15 protein-coding genes are annotated in these 16,944 nt (G+C 43.2%); 6 read left to right on the top strand and 9 right to left on the bottom strand.

The window, feature by feature from the left end; genetic code table 11:
• The first annotated feature begins 13 nt into the window (after positions 1-13).
• Both HMPREF9447_RS01135 and HMPREF9447_RS01130 read left to right on the top strand, forming a co-directional pair.
• Positions 14-688 (top strand): ABC transporter ATP-binding protein, encoded by a 675-nt coding sequence (locus HMPREF9447_RS01135; protein ID WP_009127366.1) that lies wholly within the window; start codon positions 14-16, stop codon positions 686-688.
• Between the two features lie 154 nt (positions 689-842).
• Positions 843-3,170: an ABC transporter permease gene (locus HMPREF9447_RS01130; protein WP_009127365.1), complete on the top strand. Its 2,328-nt coding sequence runs from the start codon at positions 843-845 to the stop codon at positions 3,168-3,170.
• Here the strand turns inward: HMPREF9447_RS01130 and HMPREF9447_RS01125 are convergent.
• The 3 genes from HMPREF9447_RS01125 to HMPREF9447_RS01115 are packed head-to-tail and all read right to left on the bottom strand — an operon-like array spanning position 3,157 to position 5,462.
• Complete coding sequence (locus HMPREF9447_RS01125; protein ID WP_009127364.1) at positions 3,157-3,756, bottom strand: aminotransferase class IV family protein; 600 nt, start codon at positions 3,754-3,756, stop codon at positions 3,157-3,159. The genes HMPREF9447_RS01130 and HMPREF9447_RS01125 overlap by 14 nt on opposite strands.
• Entirely contained in the window at positions 3,740-4,732 is a 993-nt protein-coding gene (locus HMPREF9447_RS01120) for an aminodeoxychorismate synthase component I (RefSeq protein ID WP_009127363.1), read from the bottom strand. The genes HMPREF9447_RS01125 and HMPREF9447_RS01120 overlap by 17 nt, the downstream gene beginning before the upstream one ends.
• 43 nt (positions 4,733-4,775) lie before the next feature.
• Complete coding sequence (locus tag HMPREF9447_RS01115) at positions 4,776-5,462, bottom strand: hypothetical protein (protein ID WP_009127362.1); 687 nt, start codon at positions 5,460-5,462, stop codon at positions 4,776-4,778.
• 217 nt (positions 5,463-5,679) lie between these two features.
• Here HMPREF9447_RS01115 and HMPREF9447_RS01110 point away from each other — a divergent pair, with 217 nt between their 5' ends.
• Complete coding sequence (locus tag HMPREF9447_RS01110) at positions 5,680-6,513, top strand: hypothetical protein (protein WP_009127361.1); 834 nt, start codon at positions 5,680-5,682, stop codon at positions 6,511-6,513.
• 500 nt (positions 6,514-7,013) lie between these two features.
• Here HMPREF9447_RS01110 and HMPREF9447_RS01105 read toward each other — a convergent pair whose 3' ends face one another.
• From HMPREF9447_RS01105 to spt, 3 genes are all read right to left on the bottom strand, one after another.
• Positions 7,014-8,165 carry an acyltransferase family protein gene (locus HMPREF9447_RS01105; RefSeq protein WP_009127360.1) on the bottom strand — a complete coding sequence of 384 codons (1,152 nt, stop codon included), beginning with the start codon at positions 8,163-8,165 and terminating at the stop codon, positions 7,014-7,016.
• A 97-nt stretch (positions 8,166-8,262) separates the two neighbouring features.
• Positions 8,263-8,826, bottom strand: a complete 564-nt coding sequence (locus tag HMPREF9447_RS01100) for a Crp/Fnr family transcriptional regulator (RefSeq protein ID WP_009127359.1) — start codon at positions 8,824-8,826, stop codon at positions 8,263-8,265.
• Between the two features lie 259 nt (positions 8,827-9,085).
• Positions 9,086-10,273 (bottom strand): serine palmitoyltransferase, encoded by a 1,188-nt coding sequence (gene spt / locus HMPREF9447_RS01095; protein WP_009127358.1) that lies wholly within the window; start codon positions 10,271-10,273, stop codon positions 9,086-9,088.
• A 213-nt stretch (positions 10,274-10,486) separates the two neighbouring features.
• Here spt and HMPREF9447_RS01090 point away from each other — a divergent pair, with 213 nt between their 5' ends.
• The 3 genes from HMPREF9447_RS01090 (at position 10,487) to HMPREF9447_RS01080 (ending at position 13,798) form a co-directional block, all read left to right on the top strand.
• Entirely contained in the window at positions 10,487-11,530 is a 1,044-nt protein-coding gene (locus HMPREF9447_RS01090) for a diacylglycerol/lipid kinase family protein (RefSeq protein WP_009127357.1), read from the top strand.
• Between the two features lie 108 nt (positions 11,531-11,638).
• On the top strand, positions 11,639-13,396 hold the full coding sequence (gene aspS, locus HMPREF9447_RS01085) for an aspartate--tRNA ligase (RefSeq protein ID WP_009127356.1): 1,758 nt from the start codon (positions 11,639-11,641) through the stop codon (positions 13,394-13,396).
• Positions 13,397-13,411: 15 nt separating this feature from the next.
• Positions 13,412-13,798: a GtrA family protein gene (locus HMPREF9447_RS01080; RefSeq protein WP_009127355.1), complete on the top strand. Its 387-nt coding sequence runs from the start codon at positions 13,412-13,414 to the stop codon at positions 13,796-13,798.
• Positions 13,799-13,821: 23 nt separating this feature from the next.
• Here HMPREF9447_RS01080 and HMPREF9447_RS01075 read toward each other — a convergent pair whose 3' ends face one another.
• The 3 genes from HMPREF9447_RS01075 to HMPREF9447_RS01065 are packed head-to-tail and all read right to left on the bottom strand — an operon-like array spanning position 13,822 to position 16,943.
• Positions 13,822-14,985 (bottom strand): clostripain-related cysteine peptidase, encoded by a 1,164-nt coding sequence (locus HMPREF9447_RS01075; protein WP_009127354.1) that lies wholly within the window; start codon positions 14,983-14,985, stop codon positions 13,822-13,824.
• Positions 14,986-15,007: 22 nt separating this feature from the next.
• Positions 15,008-15,892 (bottom strand): carbon-nitrogen hydrolase, encoded by an 885-nt coding sequence (locus HMPREF9447_RS01070; protein ID WP_009127353.1) that lies wholly within the window; start codon positions 15,890-15,892, stop codon positions 15,008-15,010.
• 13 nt (positions 15,893-15,905) lie between these two features.
• Positions 15,906-16,943 (bottom strand): agmatine deiminase family protein, encoded by a 1,038-nt coding sequence (locus tag HMPREF9447_RS01065; protein ID WP_009127352.1) that lies wholly within the window; start codon positions 16,941-16,943, stop codon positions 15,906-15,908.
• Position 16,944 lies beyond the last annotated feature (1 nt).

Genomic DNA, 16,944 nt, shown 5'->3' with positions numbered 1-16,944 from the left:
AATTTTTACTATTATGATTAAGACAGTTAACTTGCAGAAAATCTTCAAGACCGAAGAAGTGCAAACATGGGCCTTGAACAATGTGAACATTGAAGTGAAAGAAGGAGAATTTGTCGCAATTATGGGACCTTCCGGTTGCGGTAAATCTACGTTGCTGAATATCCTTGGTCTACTTGATAATCCTTCGGGCGGAGAATACTACCTGAATGGAAAAGAAGTTTCCAAATATACAGAAGCACAGCGTACCAGCCTGCGTAAAGGTGTCATCGGCTTCGTATTCCAGAGCTTCAACCTGATTGACGAATTGAACGTATATGAGAATATCGAATTGCCATTACTCTACATGGGCATCCCTGCCGCCGAACGTAAACGCCGCGTAGAGACCGCTATGGAACGCATGGCAATTACGCATCGCAGCAAGCACTTCCCACAGCAACTCTCCGGTGGTCAGCAACAACGTGTAGCCATCGCCCGTGCCGTAGTAGCCAACCCGAAGCTGATTCTCGCCGATGAGCCTACCGGTAACCTGGACTCCAAGAATGGTAAAGAAGTTATGGAGTTGCTGAACGAACTGAACAAAGAAGGAACCACTATTGTCATGGTGACCCACTCACAGCACGATGCCGGATTTGCCGGACGCATCATCAATCTGTTCGACGGACAAGTAGTGACGGAAGTCAGTCTATAAAGAAAGTTCGTAGTCTCATGCTCTGGCAAAAGGATTATTCTCACCGTAATGAGAATTTCTTCTCATTACGGTGAGAGTTTTTTCTCATCGCAGTGAGAAAAGATTCTCATCACTATGAGAATATATCATTTCATTCATATCTATTATCAGAAACATGCATACACTAAAGATAGTCCTGCGTAGTTGGTGGCGAAACAAATTATTCGTTACCATTTCCCTTGTCAGCTTGGTCATCGGCATCACCTGCACCAATTTGTTAACGGCATTCGTTCTGTATGAGTATAACATTGAGTACAATAATCCCAATCGCGACCGCATCCTCCGGCTTACACAGACACTACCATTTGCACAAGAAGAGATGCAGGGCACATTTGTATATCACGAATCAGTACCGGAAATCATTTCACAATTTTCTGAAATAGAAGCTGCACTACGCACACAAAGTGTTACACATGCGAAAATCCGGGTAAACAATGAAGATTTTTCTGACTTAAACCTGTTATCGGCAGATTCTACACTTGAGGAATTCTTTCCGATAGAAACCCTTGCAGGAAAAGTAGAGGAGGCACTCACGCATCCCGGAACCATTGCCATCAGCCAGGAAGTAGCCAAACGTTGTTTTGGAACAACCGACTGTATCGGCAAACTATTAGAAATGCCACAGTCTGATGGAAAAGCCTACCGGATTGTCGCAGTCTTCAACTTGCCTCCTCAAAGCATGCTGAAAGCAGATATGCTCACAAGTCTCAAAGCTCAAGCAGGAGTTACATGTTCGATACTTCTCAAACAGGGAACAGATATCGATGCTTTTCGTCAACGGTTTGAAACAACCGAACTCCCGACCTTATTGGGCAAAGGATACTACCGCACATTGACCTTGCAGGAATCTTATTTTAATACCACCCTGCAAGATAGTGACCAATGCATCGAACATCGGCAAAAAGCCCTGTTAAGCGTCGGACTGTTATCCGCCTTATTAATTCTGTTCATCGGTTGTTTCAACTACATCAACCTGAGTTTTTCCCGTTTACTAAAGCAAATACGTACTTTGCATATCGAGAGCCTCTTAGGTGCAACCCACCGTCATATCCGTTGGCAGCTCTTTGTTGATACCTTTCTGATGGTGATTACAGCATTCCTCCTGTCCATTTTGTTAACGAGCGACTTACTGATAAGTTTCAACACGGTAGTAATCGCAAACCTGTCATTGTCTTATCTCTTCTCCGGTCAGGTAATTCCGATTATCCTGCTGTTTGTGATTATTCTTTCCGTAGTCCCGGCCGAATATATGAGTCGGAAGATACACATGCTGTCCGAAAGCAGTTACCGTAGTTTCTTCACTGGTCGCAAAAAGCAGCGTATTGTTGCAGCATTAGTTACTTTGCAATTCATTATCTCTATTGGCTTGCTAAGTGCCTTTATGGTTATCCGTAGCCAGATGGACTTGATAGAGCAGGAGGGAAGCCGCTATAAAGGAATCATTGAATTTGGTATTGGTGACTCTGCGCACTCCCCTTTGCAGACATGGATAGAAGAGATCAAACCTATAGCTGGAGTAAAAAGTATCGTACCTTCCCAGTCAGGTCTTTATCCAATTAGTATGGCTGTACCACGCAAAGAGAGTGAAGAGAACGACCTTCTAATGTTGGAACTCTACGAGGTTTGCCCAGACTTCTTGTCCATATACAACCTCGAACTGTCAGATGCAAAACAGACATTTAATTTATTACCCCGTACCCCCATACCGGCAGTAATCAACGAAGTATTTATCCGCTATCTTGTTCCGGCAGGAGAAAATCCGATAGGGCAGCCTATCTCCAAATACATCCCTGAAGAAAACGAAAAGGGTACTATCATCGGAGTAATAAAAGATTTCAAGAAGTACTCGCTCACAAACAATATCTTCCCGCTAAGAATGCTTCTGCACGAAACACCCCAAGAGAATTTCACTACTTTGACTATACAATTCGATGAAAAGAATCGCGCAGAGCTAATCGATCATATCCGTAGACTTTGGGAGAAAAAGTATCCGAATACTCCGTTTGAATATACAGCTCCTCATAAAATACTTATGTCTTATAATCAAGAAGTTACCGACTTCTCCCGCATTCTTCTGATGTATGCTTCAATCAGCCTGTTCCTCACGCTGTTCGGATTGTTCGGCATAACCCATTATGCCATCCGTCAGCGCATTCGCGAGATAGGAATCCGTAAAATTCACGGAGCATCCCCCTGGCAGATATTGTGGCTTGTCAATCGTCCATTCTTATGCTATATAGGCATTGCTTTTGTGCTGACTATTCCCGTTATCTGTTATTCAATGAACTACTGGTTACAACAGTTTGCCTATCACACACATCTGGGAATCATCCATTTCCTGCTTCCTCTGCTATTCACAATCTGCATCACCCTGCTCACAGTATGTTTGAATAGTTACCGGGCGGCAAGAAATAATCCTGTAGAGAGTATCAAATGTGAATAACCGTATCCCGGTTAATGTCCAGAACCAAAGATCCGAAATCAATCATCGCATTAAATAAAGTGATGTGGGAATAAGAGTAAATCTCATCTGCCGGAATATTACATTCCGTCAACACCCCTTGTTCCAACAACCACGCACGCTTTGTTCCTTTCAAGAGGGGAGTCGTTGGGGTATACCAGACTCCCTCTTTCTCTAACGCCACATTGGCAATGGAAGTGTCCGTCAAAAGGCTATTTCTGACAATCAACACATCATCCTGATTTCCACGAAGGGAATGCAATGCTTCCAACTCTTTCCGGTCCGTACTTTTATAGTGGTAATCAACCGTATCGGAATATACCAGCCGAAGTGAATGTACCGGCCTCATTGCATAAAGTGAAAACGCCACCTCACATATCTCTTTATCATAAATAACACGGCATTTATGGATTCCATCCACAGGACAATTTCCTGTATATTCCCGGATATCCAACTGCTCCGACACTCCGAAAACAGCTCTCCGCGTCTCATTCATTCTCCTGTTATGATGGGTAAGATTCTGCAACTCACCATCACGCACTTGTATGGTTTCAATAAATCGGCACATATACTTTCTGTTTCATTTCTTCATATTCGCTGCGGACATCACTCTTGAAAGTAATGCCACCGCCACTCTTAAAATACAGTCCTTCCGGTTGTTGCTCTACGAAGCGGATCATCACGGCACTATCCAAATTAGTTCCGTCAAAATAGCCGGTTACGCCCGTGTAAAATCCACGTTCATATCCTTCAGCCTCACGGATAATCTGCATCGTTTTCTTTTTGGGTGCTCCGGTGATGGAACCGGCAGGCAACATACTGAAAAGAATATCTCCTAAATGTAGTTTGTAATCTTCCGGCAATTCGCCACATATCTCCGAACTAGTTTGCAGGATAGGACCGCGATTGGTTTGTAAGACATCAATATAGCGGTAACGGCTGACTCTGACATGGGAAGCCACTATACTCAGGTCATTCCTTATCAAATCTACAATCGTGGCATGTTCTGCAGCCTCTTTTTCATCTTCCAATAATATATGCCGGGCGTCGGGCAAGGCAGCGTCAATCGTTCCCTTCATAGGATAAGAACTGATAATTCCATTATTTATCCGCACAAAAATCTCCGGTGAGAATACAACAAACCGCTCTTTCACCCAAACCTTATATAAAGCGCGGGAATGGCAATATATGCCCTCTAAAGTAAGATTGGTATGTACCGGAGTCTTGGACGTCAAGTTCGTGAGAAAACTGTTTCCCGCAAGGATGTTCTTCCGTACATGCTCAAATGCACAGCTATATTTCTCAAAAGAAACAGGATCGGGATTCCATTCTATTTGTTCCGGCAAGTCCTTCTGCTGTTGACGCCAACCGTCTTCATTCGTAAATCCATTCAGGTTATACACCAGTTCCGTCGGAGAAACGTTCTTCGCTTCTTCCACATAAACCTGTTCCTGTAAGTAATCAATTAGAAAGACAAACGGTTTTGCACAACTTGCCAGAACGTTCATGCGCTCCATTGCTTCCTGCTTATTATATAATTTCATATATCTATTCTTATTCTTGCAGGAAGCAAAGGTAACAAAAAAACTATTTCCGTGCTGCTACTGCCAGCAAGACTCCCAGCACAATACCCAGCAATGCGGCAAACAGTACGCGCATATCCGGCGGCAACATGAAAGTAATCGTATGCGCCGGATACCAGAAGAACGGGATGGTCTTTTTGAAAACAAAGTTCCACTGAACGTTCCAGTTCAGCCCGGTGATGATTTTCGTCATTGGGATAGGAGTGATAAGACTCTTGAGAGAACCGCCGCACATCAGGATATGCGTATCCGTGATTTTATGGAAAGTCATGAAAACCGGAGCAAAGATAGTGTTCATAGTCACGGATATAGCCAGCGCCACCCACACTTTATCAAGAGACATCACATCGCTCGTAAAGATTGCGGCCGCGTTTGCCATTCCCATATATTCCATGAACTGGGGCACGCCTTTGGAGAAGATAATCATGGCCGCATTGATACCCATACCGAGTATTCCCCATACCACCATACGCGGAATAATGCCGAAGCCTTTCCTATTGTATACTCCTGCACTGATACGAAGTCCCAGCACTTCGCCCAATGAGGACAGAATAGCAAACTTCAGGAAGCTCATCACCATGCCATGTTCAGCATTGAACGATTTGTACCAGTCGTAAACGGCACTACTCACAAAAAACGGCAGGAAAACCACCACTACCAAAAGGATAAACAGGAAATCTTGCTTTTTCATTGAAAAGACGTGTTTTTCATTAATAATGCGACAAACATACTAAAAAAGTTTCAAATTCAAAGCAAGATGATAATAAAATAAACAAGATTGTTATTTTATTAATTATCAACGAGCGGTATAGTTTCAAGCATTTCTTATCAGGTAAAATGCCTGATTCTATATACAATTCATTACCTTTGTCCTCAGCAGGATATAGGAAACAAATTTTTAGATAATTATGAGTTTACGATTCTTTTCATTATGTATTGTGTTGATAGCTTCCACTACGGCAGAAGCACAATCTAAACTTACCTTTAAGGATAAGTTCATGTACACGGATGTGTCGGTGGCAAATAAAAGAAATGTTCATAATGTTCTGGCTCTCATTGATACAGGCAACACACTGTGTATGGTTGATTCTACTTTTGCCGTTGATTCGTGTGGGGTGAAAGAGAATGACCTGAAAACAGTCCTTGTCAATGAATCTCAAGTAAAAATATCAAGTGTCACCATTGACTCAATTCATTTTTGTGGCAAAACATATTGCAAAGTATATTGCCTCATAGCAGATCTTTTAGGTATTTATCAAAAGTATGCACCGAAATTCATTGTTGGAGCAAATATCCTCAAGTCAGGAGCCTGGAAGTTTGACATGGAGAGAAGTATTATAGAACCGTACAATGCCAACAAAAGAGCAGCGGGGACTGTTTTCAAATGGAAAAATCATAAAAATTATTCTGATGTTGCGATAGATTATATCATTTTTGATAGTAAAATAGACGGTAAGAAAACACGTTTTGCATTCGACACAGCATGTAAAAACAACAAACTTCAACGTAACTTTTATACGGGAGCAACAGAAAAAATCCAAAAAGAAACTGCTAATATCGAAAATAAGTTATCCATTAAAACGGTCGATCTTTGTAGGGATGTCAAATTCAAAATAGATAAGAGTGAGTTTACGCTGGATTTTGTAATAGGTGATTATAATATCGGGTTATTAAATATAGAGTTCCTGCAAGGTCGTTCCTTCATACTTAATTATAAGAAGCAAACGCTTGAATTATTATAAAGGTCTTCACACTTCACCATATCCCACCCCTTGAACTGTAGCAATAACCGATGCAGCGTTGTTCCATCAGCAAGCCGGCGTGCCACTTTGTCTTCACTATATTGCGACAATTGGCGGCGTCACTTTTCGGATAAACTACTACTGTTCCCGCAAGAAACTAATCGCAAACATACGATGAACTAATATGCAAGAAAAATATTAGTTTATAGTAACGACAAGATTAGTACCTTGCGGTGCTGGGGTTAGTTGATTATACTCCGGGGCTGCCTCTTTTCTAAAGACTTCATAACGGATAAGAAAGGAATGAAGTTACAAGCTACGTGCTACAAGTGCCTTTCGGAATATAGCGCAGCTACTTGTAGCTTGTAGCTCGTAACTGATTCATAACCGCACTGACATGAGCTACTGAAATCCTGCGAAATCCGCCTTTGTCAAATCTTGTATATCTAAAAAAGGGGCTTCTTCTTCTCAGAAGCGCCCCTCACACCTATTGCAAACTATCATTTCTTCTTCAAGAAACGTTTAGCCAAATATTTTCGTATAGGCTCATCATACCACTTCAAGCACAGATAAGCTAACAATATATTCCATGCATAAACACATAAAGCAACTTGCCAGGTCTGTTCCAAAGTAAAGAGTTGATTTTTAATCAACCAGGCATAGAACAAATACATGAACGGATAGTGAATCACATAAATCGGATAAGATATATCTCCCAGAAATTTGCATATCTTAGTTGACTTTTTATCCGTGGTAGTCCCCGACGCTCCCATCCAGACAAGGGCGGGGAAAGCTATGATAATACAAAATGCTTCATAAAGGCCATTTGTGCAAATCGGCTCCGCACCTTCCAGATAAGGCACCGCAAATAAGGCTATCAACACAATGGTACATATCCAGAATGCACCTCTCAGCTTGATAGGCTTAAAGTTACGCGACATGAGCATACCTACAGAAAAAGGGAAAAGCATTCTCAGTAATCCGCCTGCAAAGTTTACGCCGTCCAACGTCCAGCCCACACCTATGTTTCCATAACCGGAAACATCGAAAATAGCAAATAGCGCCAATGCCACTCCCAGCAATATCACAAGCACTGTCAACGCCCTGTTTGATAAGCGGCGAATAAACAAAGCATAAAGGATATTGCCTATATATTCAAAAAACAACGACCAGCAAGGCCCGTTCAATGGGAACATTTCACCATTACCACGAACTTCATAGCCCACACCCGGCATCGCAGGAATAAAGAAGATTGTACAAAGAAGAGACAACATTACCATCGATATGCCGATATGCGTTCCATCCCATTGCACCGAGCCCTGAATGCAGAATGTAATAGCTCCTAGCACAGCACCCATAATCACCATAGGATGAAGACGTATCAGACGACGTTTAAAGAAATTTTTCATTGTAAGACTCTTCCCCCAACGATCATCGTAAGCATAACCGATAACGAAACCTGAAAGGATAAAGAAAAAATCTACGGCTAAATATCCGTGATTGAAAGTTGTAATCATTGTATCGCCGGCAAAAGCATAGCCTTCGAATATATGATACCATATAACCATAAGAGCCGCTACACCACGAAGTCCGTCAAGGAGATCATAATGCGCCTTAGTGTCTGCAAAAGCTGCTGAGGGGGTATTAGACATTTGTTTCTTTGTATTAAGTTAATATTGTCGGACGGCAAAGATATAGCATGCCAAACGAATTTTCTTTGCTTAAAAGCAAAAAAAGACCGACAAACACCTATTTTTTAGCACGCACCCGGCTGAGAGTATAAATAGAGATTCCCAGAAAAGCAGCCACATATTTTAGTTTCACCCGGTTTATCAGTCCGGGATAACGCCGGTTAAACTGTTCGTACCGCTCCTTAGGTGAAAGCTGGAGTCGCTCCACAAACATGTGGCTAAGTTCCTTGTTTACATTCTGATGCAGAATTCTTCCCCAATTGGCTATGTCGATATATGTTTCGTAAAGAAGGTTCAGCTTGTCTATATGGATGACGTAGATTTTGCAATCCGAAAGAGTTTCAATACTCTCTACCGATGGCAGTTTGTAATACAAGGAATCCATGCCAAAGGTAATGTCACCTTCCTGACTGAACCAAGTAGTGGTATCTTGTCCGTTGTGGTGAAATACGGAGCGGGCAATCCCTTCCTCAATGAAATAAACCAGACGGTCTGTTACTCCTGATTGCACTATATAAGTATTTTTGGGATAATATCTCACCTGCATATCTGCCTGCAATGCCTGAAGCGCTTCGTCGGAAACCGGATAGATTTGCTTAATCTTGTTAAGGATGTTTTTCATTGAATAGGAATTCATTATTCTGCCACAAACTTACACAATTTTATCAACTCCTAAAAGAGTAGAGAGCTAATTGTACCCAATTTGATACTGCCAACAATCAATACCTACATATAATTAGGAGAATATTCAAAATTACTATGGGGCCTTAAATAAACCATCTGTTAAAGGTAAACAGACCGCCTATCCGGAGATGAATAGAAAAAGGGCTGTACATGTCAAAAATGCACAGCCCTTTATTTTATCTTAATCCTAAAGATTCTTATTCAATAACTCCCAAAGCACGGAAACACTTCGTCAACTTCTCTACAGCATAGTCAACCTGATCTTTCGTGTGAGTAGCCATCAGCGCCACGCGTACCAGTGTATCTTGCGGTGCACATGCGGGTGGAATTACCGGGTTAATAAAGATACCTTCATCAAATGCCATCTTAGTCACCACAAATGTCTTTTCTGCATCACGTACATAAAGCGGAATAATAGGAGACTCTGTTTCACCGATTTCGAAACCTGCATCGCGGAATTTCTTCAAAGCATAGTTGGTGATATCCCACAAACGTTGCTGGCGTTCCGGCTCATTCATTATGATGTGCAGGGCTTCGCGTGCGGCAGCCGTAGCAGCCGGCGTATTACTTGCCTGGAATATATAAGAACGGGCGTTGTGGCGCAACCAGTTAATAACCGAAGCATCTCCAGCAACGAAACCACCGATAGAAGCCAGTGACTTACTGAACGTACCCATAATCAAATCAATATCTTCTGTAACCCCGAAGTGGTCGCAAACACCGCGGCCTTGCTTTCCGAATACACCCAGACCGTGCGCTTCGTCCACCATGATGCTGGCATTGTATTTCTTCTTCAGACGTACGATTTCAGGGAGATTGGCAAGGTCACCTTCCATAGAGAAAACACTATCCACTACAATCAACTTGATAGCATCCGGATCACACTTCTGGAGTTCTTTTTCCAGATCGGCCATGTCGTTATGCTTGTACTTCAACTGAGTGGAGAAAGAGAGACGACGACCGTCCACAATAGAAGCGTGCACGCGATCATCACAGATGATGTAATCATTACGTCCTGTCAACTGAGGAATGACACCTTCATTTACAGTAAATCCGGTAGAAAAACAGAGTGAATCGTCTTTTCCAACGAACTCAGCCAATTCTTTTTCCAACTCTACGTGTATATCAAGAGTTCCATTTAATAAACGGGAACCTGCACAACCAGTACCGTATTTATCTGTAGCAGCTTTCGCAGCTTCTATAATTCTTTTATCGTAAGTCAGTCCCGTATAAGCATTCGAACCGAACATCAGGACTTTTTTACCATCCATCAACACCTCAGTATCCTGATGGCTGTCAATTGTGCGGAAATAGGGGTATACGCCCATTGCCATATATTGCTGCGGCAAGTCGTATTTCGCCAATTTGTCTTGTAGTAATCCCATGAAATGTTTATTATATAATAGTATGAAATATTTAACTCCTAATTATAAGCCTTTTGAAAACAGGGGGCAAAGATAGCAAAATATGTGTTTATATGTTCTTTTTCTACTAAAAAATATATTTGCCTACGGATTAAAAGTCTCTTCATGACTAAAAATTCAAGTATTTGTATTACTTTTGCCATTTGAATAATTGCATAGTGAAACAACCCTTGCATGGACGAAGAAAAGAAGAAAATATCATTCATTATAAATCCGAAATCCGGTACGCAGAGCAAAGAACAAGTTCTCCATTTGCTTGATGAAAAGCTGGATAAGACGAAGTATGCCAAAGAGGTGGTGTACACCGAATATGCCGGTCATGCCGTTGAAATTGCTGCACAAAAAGCAAAGGAAGGCGTACATGCCGTAGTTGCTATTGGCGGAGACGGCACGATTAACGAAATAGCCCGTTCGTTGGTGCATACAAAAACAGCATTAGGTATCATTCCTTGCGGTTCGGGAAACGGATTGGCACGCCATCTGCAAATTTCGATGGAGCCGAAAAAAGCAATCGAAATCATCAACGAGGGAATTATAGACGTCATTGATTACGGAAAAATCAACGATGTGCCGTTTTTTTGCACGTGCGGCGTGGGTTTTGACGCCTTTGTCAGCCTGAAATTTGCAAAAGCGGGCAGGAGAGGCCCCCTTACTTATTTAGAGAAGACCTTGTTGGAGAGCCTGAAATACCAACCGGAAACTTATGAATTGGAAACGGAAGATGGTACATTAAAGTATAAGGCATTCCTGATAGCCTGCGGCAATGCTTCGCAATATGGAAACAACGCATATATAGCCCCTCAAGCCACATTGACGGACGGACTGCTGGATGTAACCATCTTGGAGCCTTTTACAGTGCTGGATGTGCCTGCATTGTCTTTCCAGTTATTTAATAAAACAATAGACCAGAATAGCCGTATCAAAACTTTCCGTTGCCAGACTCTGCGCATCCACCGTACCAAGCCGGGGGTAGTACACTTTGACGGTGACCCTATGATGATGGGTGAAAACATCGACGTAAAGGTAATTAAGGAAGGATTGCAGGTCATCATACCCCGGTATGCCGAAAAAGATTCTTCGAACGTATTGCAACGGGCACAAGATTACATTAATGGACTGAAGCAGATTAATGAGGCCATTGTGGAAGACATTGCCCATAAGAACAAGATGATACTGGACAAGAGCAAAGAACAGATTAAGAAGTTAACGAAAATCTGAGTTTTTTATAAAATAAATCTGTATTTTTGCACGTCGTAAGCAATTAAGTATGCGCCCTGACAGCGCAACCAATTTATAATTTATAATTCATAATTTATAATTATCAAGATGTTTAGATCACACACCTGCGGAGAACTTCGTATCTCCGATGTCAATAAGCAAGTAACGCTGGCAGGTTGGGTGCAGCGCAGCCGCAAAATGGGAGGCATGACTTTCATAGACCTCCGAGACCGTTACGGTATCACCCAGTTAGTTTTCAACGAAGAGGTGGACGCAGCACTTTGCGAAAACGCCAACCGTCTGGGACGTGAATTCGTTATCCAGATTACAGGAACAGTGAATGAGCGTTTCAGCAAGAATACCAATATCCCGACCGGAGACATCGAGATCATTGTATCGGAACTGAACGTACTGAACGCAGCAATGACTCCTCCTTTCACCATCGAAGACAACACGGATGGTGGTGACGATATTCGCATGAAATACCGTTATCTGGACTTGCGCCGCCCGTCTGTACGCAAGAATCTGGAACTTCGCCATAGAATGACGATTGAGGTACGCCGCTATCTGGACAGTCAAGGCTTCATCGAAGTGGAAACTCCCGTACTGGTAGGTTCTACTCCGGAAGGTGCCCGCGACTTCGTGGTGCCCTCACGCATGAATCCGGGACAATTTTATGCTCTGCCACAGAGCCCGCAGACCTTGAAGCAACTGTTGATGGTATCCGGTTTCGATCGCTACTTCCAGATTGCCAAATGCTTCCGCGACGAGGACCTTCGCGCCGACCGTCAGCCGGAATTTACACAAATTGACTGTGAAATGTCTTTCGTGGAACAGGATGACATCATCAACCTGTTTGAAGGCATGACGAAATATCTCTTCAAAGAAATTCGTGGAGTAGAATTGGAAGGACAATTCCAACGCATGGCATGGGCTGACGCTATGAAATATTATGGTAGCGACAAACCTGACTTGCGTTTCGGTATGAAGTTTGTGGAACTGATGGATGTGTTGCAAGGTCATGGTTTCTCCGTATTCGATAATGCTGCATACATCGGTGGTATATGCGCCGAAGGTGCCGCACACTACACCCGCAAGCAACTGGATGCATTGACGGAATTCGTAAAGAGACCGCAGATTGGCGCAAAAGGTATGGTTTATGCACGTGTGGAAGAAAACGGAACCGTAAAATCGAGCGTTGACAAATTCTATACGCAGGAAGTGCTGCAAAAGATGAAAGAGGCTTTCGGTGCCAAACCGGGCGACTTGATTCTGATATTGAGTGGTGACGATGCCATGAAGACGCGCAAACAACTTTGCGAGCTCCGCTTGGAAATGGGTAGCCAGTTAGGACTGCGCGATAAAAATACATTTGCATGCTTGTGGGTGGTTGATTTTCCGATGTTTGAATGGAGTGAACAAGAAAATCGCTTGATGGCTATGCACCATCCGTTCACGCATCCGAAGGACGAAGATGTCGCTCTGTTGGATACCGATCCGGCAGCAGTACGTGCTGATGCTTATGATATGGTTATCAACGGTGTGGAAGTTGGTGGCGGTTCTATCCGTATCCACGACCCCAAGTTGCAGGCGAGAATGTTTGAAATCCTGGGCTTCACTCCGGAGAAAGCAGAAGAACAATTCGGCTTCCTGATGAATGCATTCAAGTATGGTGCACCTCCTCATGGTGGTTTGGCATATGGTCTCGACCGTTGGGTATCCCTCTTCGCCGGATTGGACAGTATTCGTGACTGCATCGCATTCCCGAAGAACAACAGCGGACGCGACGTGATGCTGGATGCTCCTGCAGCACTTGACCCGTCACAATTGGATGAGCTAAACTTGATTGTTGACATAAAAGAATAGGGGCCACATCCTGCTGTGAAAGAGTCCAGACGCATCTTCCGCTTTGCAATAATCGGCACACTGAATGCCTTGATTATAGCCGCAGTCATTTGGCTGATGATGGATGAATTGGATATCGACTATATGCTTTCAAATGTAACTGCATATATAGTTGCACAGACTCATAATTTTATCTGGTGCAAATACTGGATATTTCCTTTGGATAAAGAAAAAAAGAGCAACACCTGGAGGCAGGTGTTGCTCTTTTCTATCGCTTTCGGAATAGCTTATCTGGCACAATTCCTGTTCTTAGTAGTATTAGTAGAGGGACTGAACTGCGATGAATATCTTGCCCAGTTCCTGGGATTGTTCATTTACGGAGGGGTGAACTTCATAATGAACAAAAAGGTGACGTTTAAATAAGAAACATTCTTATTCTATATGAATTAATGGGTTGCCTTATACCAGGCTGTTTCTGCTTTTTTAGCCGCGTATCTGTGGGTACTGATATCTGAAATGGTTATTCCAGAATAAGTGTTTATCTTGATACTCCTGTCAATCCCCACTGTTGTATAAAAATAGTCTGTATGACTCTTGAAGGGAACAGTGTGTGCCAATTGCGTCTCCAATTTATTCAGTAAGTCCTGCTCCGGACAGAGTTTAGCAACATAATCTCCAAAATCAAAAAATATCGTAGGAGAATATCCCCCCATAATCTGCACGGAACTCAATAAAGAGGGGTCAAAAGTATATTTACTATTGATTTCCTTCATGATGGTTGCCAACTCGTCCAGTTCCGAACAATCCGTTACCCCAATCGTTCCATAAGGTGCTTCATAGTTCTTATAAAAATCAAGAAAGACTTCACAGATACCAGCATAATCAACTTCACCGAACAGGTAAGTACACATATCCTCATAGGGCATACCATGAACCATGATTTCAGTGGGGCAGCCAATTAGATAATGAGTGACGTCCTTCAAATCATAGGCAACTTCAACGCACGACATATAGCAGTCATCAAACATGATATATTCCATTTTCAAACCTGCATCTTCTATTCCCTGAACAAATGTGGTAATATCTGTCTGGTATTCAGAAGTTTTTCCTCCAAACAAACGGGTTCTATACGCCCCCTGACCATCCCAGTGCATCCGTTGTTCACCAACACTACGGGTTGAAGCACTTGAAACTGGAATCCAGCCAAGTCCATGACTGCCTATAATCATAGAATAGCTATTGGCAGGGGCATAACTCTTGACATCATTTAGGATTGAAGTTATACCTGGCGCTGTGGTAAAAGCAGGATTTTCATAAGCTTTCAGCACATTGCGAACACACTTACCATTCTGACATTGAAACTCGAAGAGTGTTGCTTTCTTTGGAGTAGTAGAGAGAAATACGAGCACACGTTCGTTTTTAAGTATTCCTCGCCCTATAGCAATCTCCATATCATCAAGATTTTTCTCAAAATACGTTAGAAGATCGGTTGACCAAGGCATATAAACAAACACCGTCCGTTGAACAACCGACAGTCCAGGAGTATCTTCCTTCTCACACGAGGTTAGAAAAAAGGACAAGACTAAAAATAGGAATACAAGCTTCTTCATAGGGTATAAGGTATAACATTAATTAGTCAAGGAAACGTTTCGTCAATCCTCCATATTCATCAATACGACGGTCACGCAAGAAAGGCCACCAGCGACGGACATTTTCAGAACGTTCCATATCTATTTCCACTACCATATTTTCAGGATGATCGTTTCCGGCTTGCGCCAGGAATTCGCCTTGCGGACCTGCAATGAAACTATTTCCCCAGAACTGAATGCCATTTGTCTGCATAGACGGATCGGGCTCGTGACCGACGCGGTTGACGGAAATGACCGGCAATCCGTTGGCTACGGCATGAGCACGCTGTGAGATAATCCAAGCATTGAGTTGGCGGGCTTTTTCATCGTCGGTGTCACTGCTTTCCCAACCAATAGCGGTGGGGTATATCAGCAATTCGGCACCTTTCAATGCCATGAGGCGGGCGGCTTCGGGATACCATTGGTCCCAGCAAACGAGCACACCCAACTTTCCGATAGAAGTCTGAATGGGTTCAAAACCTATATCACCGGGAGTGAAATAGAACTTTTCATAATAGGCAGGATCATCGGGAATGTGCATTTTACGATACTTTCCGGCAATGCTTCCGTCACTGTCGAAAACGACTGCTGTATTATGGTAGAGTCCCGGCGCACGTTTCTCAAACAAGGAAGTCACCAACACAATTTTATTGGCAGCAGCCAGTTCAGAATAAAATCCGGTGGAAGGGCCAGGAATCGTTTCCGCCATATCAAACAATTGCGTATTTTCAGTCTGGCAGAAATACAGGGAGTTATGCAATTCCTGCAAAACCACCAGTTGGGCACCGTGTGCAGCGCAGGCTTCTATACTTTTAGCCAGGTTCATCAGGTTCGTACGAAGATCTGATGTATTAGCTTGCTGGATAATACCGACTTTTATTTTTCTCATATATCTTCTGTTTTTATTTCAATACTCCTGCAGGATATTGCATCGTTACACAATGAAGGGAACCATGCTGCTTGATTAATGCCCGGCAATCAATGCCGACAATTTCGTATTCAGGAAAAGCTTCCTGCAAGACTTCTCCGGCACGGGCATCATTCTCCGGTTGGCGATAAGTAGGATAGAGCACTGCATCATTCATTATCAAGAAGTTGGCATACGTAGCAGGAAGGCGTTCACCCTCTTCTTCAATTTTATCCGCCATGGGTAATGCCAACAAACGATAAGGTTCTCCATTTATAGTACGGAAAGTTTTCAGTTGTTCTTCCATCCGGTGGAGAGCTTCGTAATGCTCATCCTGTCTATCAGTGCATTGCACATAAGTGATAGTATCCGGCGAGCATAAGCGGGCAAGGGTATCGACATGGCTATCCGTATCGTCTCCTGCCAGATAGCCGTGGTCGAGCCAGAGCACGCGTTGCAGATGGAACACGGAACAAAGATATGCTTCGATTTCATCGCGGCTCATCTGTCCGTTGCGATTGGGAGAAAGTAAACACTCGGAGGTGGTAAGTAACGTTCCCTGCCCGTCGCTCTCAATGGAACCGCCTTCCAGGACAAAGCCAAGACGATTTATATAACGGCCATGCAGAAAACCTGCTTCCACAGCTTGGCGGGTAATCAGATTATCCTTATCCGAAGCAAATTTCAATCCCCAGCCATTGAAAGTGAAATCAAGAAGGGAAGGGCCATCTGCATTGAGCAGGGTGATTGCTCCGTGGTCGCGCGCCCAGGTATCATTTGTTTCACACTCCATGAAACGGACATTCTCCATATTGACGGTAGCTGAGATTTGCTTTCTGACTTCCTCCGGTTCGGGAGTCACAATGAGAAGTAATTCCCGTTTAGCTATCTCGCGAGCAATGGTAGCGAAACATGACCGTACTTCCGTAAGCATGTATGCCCAATCCGTTTCGGCATGGGGCCAGGTCAGTTGTATTCCACTTTGTGGAGCCCATTCGGCAGGAAGACTGTTTTTCAAATCCTTATCGCTCATC

Source organism: Bacteroides oleiciplenus YIT 12058 (assembly GCF_000315485.1).
Classification (GTDB): Bacteria; Bacteroidota; Bacteroidia; order Bacteroidales; family Bacteroidaceae; genus Bacteroides; species Bacteroides oleiciplenus.
Note: the sequence above shows the minus strand (reverse complement) of the source record. Positions and strands in the feature narration are given on the sequence as shown.

What these genes read in the sequence shown, in the direction of transcription:
- HMPREF9447_RS01135 (WP_009127366.1), top strand. Translation starts at nt 14, where the DNA reads ATGATTAAGACAGTTAACTTGCAGAAAATCTTCAAGACCGAAGAAGTG.
- HMPREF9447_RS01130 (WP_009127365.1), top strand. Translation starts at nt 843, where the DNA reads ATGCATACACTAAAGATAGTCCTGCGTAGTTGGTGGCGAAACAAATTA.
- HMPREF9447_RS01125 (WP_009127364.1), bottom strand. Translation starts at nt 3,756, where the DNA reads ATGTGCCGATTTATTGAAACCATACAAGTGCGTGATGGTGAGTTGCAG.
- HMPREF9447_RS01120 (WP_009127363.1), bottom strand. Translation starts at nt 4,732, where the DNA reads ATGAAATTATATAATAAGCAGGAAGCAATGGAGCGCATGAACGTTCTG.
- HMPREF9447_RS01115 (WP_009127362.1), bottom strand. Translation starts at nt 5,462, where the DNA reads ATGAAAAAGCAAGATTTCCTGTTTATCCTTTTGGTAGTGGTGGTTTTC.
- HMPREF9447_RS01110 (WP_009127361.1), top strand. Translation starts at nt 5,680, where the DNA reads ATGAGTTTACGATTCTTTTCATTATGTATTGTGTTGATAGCTTCCACT.
- HMPREF9447_RS01105 (WP_009127360.1), bottom strand. Translation starts at nt 8,165, where the DNA reads ATGTCTAATACCCCCTCAGCAGCTTTTGCAGACACTAAGGCGCATTAT.
- HMPREF9447_RS01100 (WP_009127359.1), bottom strand. Translation starts at nt 8,826, where the DNA reads ATGAAAAACATCCTTAACAAGATTAAGCAAATCTATCCGGTTTCCGAC.
- spt (WP_009127358.1), bottom strand. Translation starts at nt 10,273, where the DNA reads ATGGGATTACTACAAGACAAATTGGCGAAATACGACTTGCCGCAGCAA.
- HMPREF9447_RS01090 (WP_009127357.1), top strand. Translation starts at nt 10,487, where the DNA reads ATGGACGAAGAAAAGAAGAAAATATCATTCATTATAAATCCGAAATCC.
- aspS (WP_009127356.1), top strand. Translation starts at nt 11,639, where the DNA reads ATGTTTAGATCACACACCTGCGGAGAACTTCGTATCTCCGATGTCAAT.
- HMPREF9447_RS01075 (WP_009127354.1), bottom strand. Translation starts at nt 14,985, where the DNA reads ATGAAGAAGCTTGTATTCCTATTTTTAGTCTTGTCCTTTTTTCTAACC.
- HMPREF9447_RS01070 (WP_009127353.1), bottom strand. Translation starts at nt 15,892, where the DNA reads ATGAGAAAAATAAAAGTCGGTATTATCCAGCAAGCTAATACATCAGAT.
- HMPREF9447_RS01065 (WP_009127352.1), bottom strand. Translation starts at nt 16,943, where the DNA reads ATGAGCGATAAGGATTTGAAAAACAGTCTTCCTGCCGAATGGGCTCCA.